This is a genomic window from Methylobacterium sp. WSM2598 (genome assembly GCF_000379105.1).
Taxonomy (GTDB): Bacteria; Pseudomonadota; Alphaproteobacteria; order Rhizobiales; family Beijerinckiaceae; genus Methylobacterium.
The window spans coordinates 2,443,941-2,450,831 of the sequence record NZ_KB900609.1 but is presented as its reverse complement, the minus strand read 5'-3'; the positions used below and the strand labels follow the sequence as shown (position 1 = coordinate 2,450,831).

At 59.2% G+C, this 6,891-nt stretch carries 5 protein-coding genes and 1 pseudogene; 2 read left to right on the top strand and 4 right to left on the bottom strand.

Translation table 11 applies throughout. The annotated features are described in order from the left end of the window. Window positions 1-206: 206 nt before the first annotated feature. The 4 genes and pseudogenes from MET2598_RS36340 to MET2598_RS36335 all read right to left on the bottom strand — a co-directional run. Window positions 207-680: pseudogene (locus MET2598_RS36340) on the bottom strand (3-oxoacid CoA-transferase subunit A); the annotation flags it as partial. Window positions 681-783: 103 nt separating this feature from the next. Next, window positions 784-1,572, bottom strand: coding sequence for an SDR family oxidoreductase (locus MET2598_RS0111465; protein ID WP_012335232.1), 789 nt, complete (start codon window positions 1,570-1,572; stop codon window positions 784-786). 49 nt (window positions 1,573-1,621) lie between these two features. Further along, the gene (locus MET2598_RS0111460) at window positions 1,622-2,974 is read right to left on the bottom strand and encodes an MFS transporter (protein ID WP_026190662.1); all 1,353 of its coding nucleotides are present in this window, start codon (window positions 2,972-2,974) and stop codon (window positions 1,622-1,624) included. 109 nt (window positions 2,975-3,083) lie between these two features. After that, the gene (locus MET2598_RS36335) at window positions 3,084-4,022 is read right to left on the bottom strand and encodes a 3-keto-5-aminohexanoate cleavage protein (RefSeq protein ID WP_036270351.1); all 939 of its coding nucleotides are present in this window, start codon (window positions 4,020-4,022) and stop codon (window positions 3,084-3,086) included. 465 nt (window positions 4,023-4,487) lie between these two features. On the opposite strand from MET2598_RS36335, the gene MET2598_RS39015 reads away from it, so the two are divergent. Both MET2598_RS39015 and MET2598_RS36330 read left to right on the top strand, forming a co-directional pair. Further along, the gene (locus MET2598_RS39015) at window positions 4,488-5,567 is read left to right on the top strand and encodes an AraC family transcriptional regulator (RefSeq protein ID WP_084673993.1); all 1,080 of its coding nucleotides are present in this window, start codon (window positions 4,488-4,490) and stop codon (window positions 5,565-5,567) included. A gap of 393 nt (window positions 5,568-5,960) precedes the next feature. Beyond that, a complete protein-coding gene (locus tag MET2598_RS36330) occupies window positions 5,961-6,824 on the top strand; it encodes a lactonase family protein (protein WP_157182131.1) in 864 nt (287 codons plus the stop codon). Window positions 6,825-6,891: the final 67 nt, after the last annotated feature.

The following is a 6,891-nucleotide window of genomic DNA, read 5'->3' as shown; positions in this document are numbered from 1 at the left end:
ACTGGTCCAAGATCGCATCAGGGATGCGGGGCGCTTTGCGTCGTGCCATCGGGAACCTCCTTCGGGTTCACTATGGCCGCCCCACACGAAATTCCTGACAGTCCCCCGGGCGCTGGAACGGCGGCTGTCCGAGATCCTGTCCGTCCCGAGCCAGTGCGATCTGACCCGCGCTCTGCAAGCCGAGATCGGCCGGGCTCGCGACCAACGGCGCTGCGCGCGGCCACCAGCGCGAACTCGGCTCTCAGCGCAGGCTCCACGAGGTAATCGCGCCCGTCCACCTGCACGATCTGCCGCCCCTCGGCCGCCAGGGTGCCGATCCCGGTGGCGGTGAGTACGCCGCCAAGGCCCGCGCCGCCGGCCCGGACCCGTTCAGCCAGCGTGCCCTGCGGCACGCGTTCCACCGCGATCTCGCCCGCGATCATCGCTTTCTGCGTCTCGGGGTTGGTGCCGATATGCGAGGCGATCACCCGCGCCACGCAGCCCGCCGAGACCAGCCGGCCGATGCCGACGCCGGGCCGGGCCGTGTCGTTGGCGATGATCGTAAGGCCGCGCACGCCCCGCTCGACCAGCGCCGCGATCGCGCGGTTCGGAGTTCCCACGGCCATGAAGCCGCCGATCATCACGCTGGCTCCGTCTGGAACCAGGTCAGCAGCCGCAGCAGGGGTCAGGCTGTTCCTCACGGGAGATCCATTCCGATGTTCTGGTGGCGCGCTGCCGTCTGTATCGGCGTCGCGCCGATCCGTTGTTCCTTGAGGTAGTGGTCAGAAAAGCGGCCGCCAGGGGTTACAGATACTCGACATTGCCATCGACACTGATGATCTGACCGGTAATATTTACTGCCGCTGGCGAACACAGGAACAACGCCATCGCCGCGATGTCATCTTCGGTCACCATTCTGCCAAGCGAGATTTTTTTGAGGTATTCGCCTTTCATTACTTCAAAGCTGACCCCAAGCGCCTGCGCCCGCGCGTCGATCACGCGATCCATCCGCGGTCCAGCAACGAGGCCCGGTAGAACTGCGTTGACCCGCACATTCTCCCGGCCAAGCTCAATGGCGAGCGACTTAACTAACCCTGCAATCGCCCATTTGGTCGAGGCATACGGCGTCCTGAACGGGTACCCGAGACGTCCAGCCACCGACGATATAGCAACGATGCTCGGCGCCTGAGAGCCTTTCAGGATGGGGACGGCGCGGCGCAAAACGTAGAACTGGCTGTTCAGATTGGTCGAGACTGTTCGCTCCCAGTCCTCCGGCTCAAGGGCCTCGATAGCTCCGGTAGGGCCGGCGATCCCGGCGTTGTTGACGATAACATCCAACCCCCCGAGCGCATCGGCAGCAGCGTCGACAAAGCGATCGACACTCTGTCTTTCGGCCACGTCTGCGACAGCGGCACCAATTGCTGGGTTGGCCGTTTTGATGTCCTCGACCGCCGAAGGGTCGATGTCGCAGACATACACGCGCGCGCCGATCTCAGCGAACGCCTTTGCGATGGTGGCACCAATCCCTGCAGCTCCGCCCGTCACTAAAACTTTCAGGCCGGGCAAGGGCTTTAGACGTTCGACCGTACTCATGGAATTCCCTCGCGTGGCAGATCGAGATGGTTCCTGCGGCGCTCCGTGGTTACGGATGACTCATACGCAGGGCGCTATCATTGTGGGGCTCAGACTCGGATTGAAGGAATTTGGCCAAGATCGGGATCAAGACGAGGCCGAGCACCGCCGTTAAAGCGATGACAGCGAAGCCAGAGGCGCTGCGACCCGTTTCTTTCTCCACGAGACCGAATATGTACGGTCCGATAAAACCCCCGATGAGGCCGATTGTGTTAATGAATGCGAGGCCCGCGGCCGCCTGGATGCCATGCAGCCGCTTCATAGCGACAGACCAGAAGATCGGCAGGATGCCACCCGCAAAGAAGGCCGTCGTCGTAAAAAGCACAAGCTGGATTGCAGGAAGCGTCGTCAGCAGAAACAAAATCGAGCTTGCGAGGAGGCCTGCTGTGATAAGGCCTAAAAAGAGCATGTCACCCGTGAAGAAACGCTTGACCCGCGGCAGGATCAGAACACCCAGAAGAAACCCAATCCCGACGGTGCTTGAGAGCAACCCGATCATCAGTGGCGTATTTGCTTGCATTTGCTGAACCATAGAAGGGACGAAAAAGTACAATCCCACAAAACCGATTTGGTTGAAAAGGTAGATGAGCGCGATCACAATCGTGCTCGGGCGCTTTATAGCGGAGATCCACTCCTTCGAGGGTGCGTGAGACTGATGGACTGTCTCTCCGCTCGCGTTGCTTTCGAGAGCCGCCGCTTCAGCCGGTGTCAGCCAACGAGCGTCTCTCGGACGGTCAGGGAAGATAAACCAAAGGACAATACCGAAAATGACGGTTGGGACACCTTCAAGCAAAAACATCCACTGCCATCCATGCAGGCCACCTAAGCCGTCCAATTGCATTAAAGCCCCGCCCAATGGATTGCCGATCGTCAAACCCATTGCGGGGGCAGTGTAGATCCAGCCGACCGCGACGGCGCGGTCTCTCTGCGCGAACCACAGCGTCGTTACATACATGAGGGCCGGAAACAAGCCTGCTTCGGCCACACCCAGCAGCAAGCGGAATGCATAAAAGGACCATTCGCCCTGGACAAACATCATCGCGGCGGAAAGCGCGCCCCAGGTAACCGCAATCCGTGCTATCCACCGTCGCGGGCCTACGCGGTGCGCCAGAAGATTGCTCGGAACTTCCAACAGGGCGTATCCCCAGAAGAAGATCCCCGCCCCAAACCCATACATGGCGGGCGTGATCCCCAAGTCAGTTTGAAATGCGGATTTCGCGAGCGCGACGTTGGTGCGATCGATGAACGAAAGGAAGTATATAAACACCATCATCGGGAGAAGATGGCGCATCACCTTCGCCGTGGCTACCCGGAGCGTCTCGTCTGCTATTGTTGTCGATGTGCTGGGCGGTGCCTTGTCCATAGCTCATTATCTCCAAAATTTGCGCCGCTCGAGATTCCAGCCGATCGCGCAAGCGTCGTGCTTCCATTTGGATATATTCTGCCTTAACGGATTGAGGTTCATAGGAGGATCACAGCGAAACTTTGTCTCTGCCCTTCAGCTTCAACATCTCCCGGGCTTCATCGGGTGTAGCGATTTCCAGGGAAAGAGCTTCAAGAATACCGCGTATCTTCCTGACCTGCTCAGCGCTCGTCTTAGCCTGAACTCCCTTTGAGATGTAGATGCTGTCCTCCAATCCGACGCGAACGTTGCCGCCCATGAGCGCCCCCATCGTTACAAATGGAAGCTGGTGGCGGCCTGCACCCAGAACAGAAAGCAGGTAGGCATCCCGGCCGAACAGCCGATCGGCTGTCATTCGCATCAGTGTCAGGTTTTCAGGATCAGCCCCAAGCCCCCCTAAAATTCCGAATATCGATTGAATGAAGAAGGGCGGTTTAACCAGCCCCTGATCTGCAAAATATGCAAGGTTATAAAGATGCCCGACATCATAGCATTCGAACTCGAACCGTGTTCCCTGGCGGCCCATCTCATCCAGGATCTGGGATATATCTTTGAAAGTATTTCTGAAGACGCGGTCTTCCATTCCTTGAAGATATTCCCTTTCCCACTCGTATTTCCATGATGAAATGCGCTCAGCGACCCTATGAATAGAGAAATTCATCGATCCCATGTTCAGCGAGCACATTTCAGGTGCCGCTTCCATGGGATAGGCGAGCCGCTCGCCCATCGTCATGCGCGTGCTGCCCCCGGTGGTGATATTGATGACAGCGTCCGTGGCAGCGGCAATAACGGGTACGAACTGACGGTATACAGCTGGATCTGGCGTCGGACGGCCGTCCGACGGGTCACGGGCGTGGAGATGGATGATGGCCGCGCCCGCTTCCGCGGCCTCGATCGACTGTTTGGCGATCTGCTCCGGCGTCAATGGAAGGTATTCAGACATCGTCGGAGTGTGCGTGGACCCCGTGACGGCGCACGAAATGATGATTTTCCGGTTCGAGCTTTTCATAGCGATACTCGCGGTGACAATAGGCCATTAGTCCTGAGCAAAGCGGTCAGCAATTAGCGCCGAAAACAATAAGTGATGAAGCTATGGAGGACGCGGGAGATCGCCCAGTGTGTGCTGGTTATCGCGACTCCCACTCACCGCGGACGCGTTCCTCTCGTCCGGCAGGTCGCGACTAACGTGGTGATCTGTCGGCAAGCTTGACTGAAGCGCAACCGCCACCGACCACCAAGTGGGGGGGACGCGGTATCGGCCCCAGGAATCGTCTTGAGTGCGGAGAAGGCGACATCCACGCCTGGTGAATGCTGAAAAGCGTTGCTGCCGGCCGACAGGCTGGCGACGTGATGGGAAAGGGGTTCAAAGCTCTTCCTCCCCAGGAATTTTAGCGCATGCTACGTCTGCCCTCTGTGGGGACCAAGGTCATTTTCGGACAGGGTCGGGTCTTTATCGGACGTGCTGGAGGGGACGGTGTCTAAGAGGCTGCCGCTGCCAAGCGAGAGGATCTACGCTCCGTACAAAATAGCCGCGCTGGTTGAAATCTTGGGCGAGCAGGGCATCCCGCCCGAGGAGGCTCTGCGCGATACGGGGGTTGAGGCAAGCAAAATCTATGATGCCTCGGCTCTTACGTCGGTGCGGCAGTACGCGGCGGTTTGCAGAAATGCACTCGCGCTATCGTGCGAACCAAGAACACCTTTTCAAGTCGGCGCGCGCCTGCATCTTTTTGCGTACGGTATGTATGGGTACGCTTTGATGTCGTGTCTTTCACTCCGGGACTACTTTAGACTCGGAGTGAAATACCATTTATTGGCTACCCCGACCCTTACAATAGAGTGGAGAGAGTACCCGAATGTGGCGGTGTGGACGTTTCCTGACGAATTTACATTTGCTCCATCCAAGGAACTTCGGCAGTTCCTGATAGAACAGCAGTTTACACAACAGGTCACTCACCTGCAGGACGTTGCCGGCCGGAGTTGCCCACCGGCCAAGGCGCATTTTTCGTACTCGGCGCCGGAACATGCCGCTATTTATGCCGATTATCTTGGCTGTCCGTGTTTTTTTGAGCAAGAACATTGCGAGTTGCACTATGATAGCGCCATTCTCGAACAAAAGCCCCAGCTTGCGCATCGGCTGACGTCCGCTCTGCTTCAGGACGCGTGCGATACTCTGATCGGAAAGGCTAATGCGTCGGCCGGTGTCGCCGGTGAGGTCTACCAGATCTTGATGAGATCGCCCGGCGTGTTCCCTGATATGGAAGATGTAGCACAGACCCTGCGTATGACATCTCGGACACTACGGCGCCGCCTCGACGCCGAACAGATATCATTTTCAGCAATTATCGATGACGTCCATCGTTCGCTGGCAACGGAATATCTGCGAATGACAAGTATGAGCCTTGAGGACATCGCGCTGCTTGTCGGTTTCAGCGATGCCGCGAACTTCCGGCGAGCCTTCAAACGGTGGACCGGGAAAAATCCAGGGGAGTTCCGTGGCGAGATGCCGCTAAGGGCGACGCACCGGCATCATGTCCCCCGTCACTCCGGTTCTTAAAGCACTTTGCTTGGCCGGAGAACCGGCATAACGACCAATTCTCACGGCCAGGGTAGGCCGCGTCCGCCGACGCACTTGATATGAGAGCTGCCCCAAGCGGCGGATATCAGCAGCCGTGTCGCGACATCAAATGTCTGGAGAGCCCTCGAAACCGGACATTTCCGACATCCGCCGCGAGGGGCCGCTTTGGGTCATTCTCACCCGTTTGAGAACGGCAGCCAGGGCCTCGTCACTGGCGCCAAGGTGGCTATAAATCTTCGTACTGTGGCGACCCACGAGCGGGCTGGGGTTCGGCATTTTCCCGACCATGCTCGCCGGGGCAGCTGTCACGGCGGCATCCCGCAGTCGTGAGACAGGATGAAACATAAAAAGCTGACATTGGGAGGACTGGCGATGCGTACAACCGTGCTGGCATTGACGATCATGCTCTGCAGTGCACCCGCCGGTGCTGGATCCTTCGTCTACGTCTCAAACGCGGAGGACGGCGACATCGGCACCTACGCGCTACAGACGGACGGGTCCTTGAAGCCGGGTGAGCGCGTCGCGGTCCAGAAGCTCGTCATGCCGCTCGCCGTCAGCCCGGACAAGCGCTTCCTGGTCGGGGCAGCGCGCTCGAAACCTTACCAGGCCTGGAGCTACGCGATCGATCGCGGCACAGGCGCATTGCGGCTGGTCGGCCAAGCGCCGCTGCCGGAGAGCTACCCCTACGTCAGATTCGACCGGCAGGGCAGGTTCCTGCTCGGCGCCTCCTACGGCGGCAATGCGATCGGTGTGAGCGCCTTCGCGGACGGCCGGGTCGGCCAGACGCTGCAGGTCGTCCCGACCGCACGCAACGCGCATTCGATCCGCACAGACAACAGCAACAAGTTCGTGTTCGTCCCACACCTCGGGACCGATCAGGTCTTCCAGTTCCTGTTCGATGCAGGCAGCGGCCGGCTGACCGCGAACACGCCGCCGGTGCTGCAGCTTGAGCAGGGCACCGGTCCGAGACACTTCGTCGTCTCGGGCGACAACCGCTTCGTCTACCTGCTGAGCGAGATGGCAGGAACCGTGACGACGCTGGCGCTCGATGCGGATACGGGCCTGCTGAAGAAGATCGACGTGGTGTCGATCCTGCCGCCCGACACCAAGCTCGTCCTCGGCGTGCCACGCGGAGCAGTCGGCACTCCAGGCGCGAACCAAGCGGCGCGCGATCCTACAAACGATATCTGGGCGGCAGTGGACTTGCTTCGGGAAAGTGGAGAGCTCTTTCCGTGAGGGAGGAGGTTCCCGATGCGAGAACCGAAGAAGCGCTTCACCCCTGAGTTTCGCGCCGAAGCCGTGC

Excerpts from the sequence above, each read along its gene's own strand:
- MET2598_RS0111465 (WP_012335232.1), bottom strand. The coding sequence starts at position 1,572 with ATGAGTACGGTCGAACGTCTAAAGCCCTTGCCCGGCCTGAAAGTTTTA.
- MET2598_RS0111460 (WP_026190662.1), bottom strand. The coding sequence starts at position 2,974 with ATGGACAAGGCACCGCCCAGCACATCGACAACAATAGCAGACGAGACG.
- MET2598_RS36335 (WP_036270351.1), bottom strand. The coding sequence starts at position 4,022 with ATGAAAAGCTCGAACCGGAAAATCATCATTTCGTGCGCCGTCACGGGG.
- MET2598_RS36330 (WP_157182131.1), top strand. The coding sequence starts at position 5,961 with ATGCGTACAACCGTGCTGGCATTGACGATCATGCTCTGCAGTGCACCC.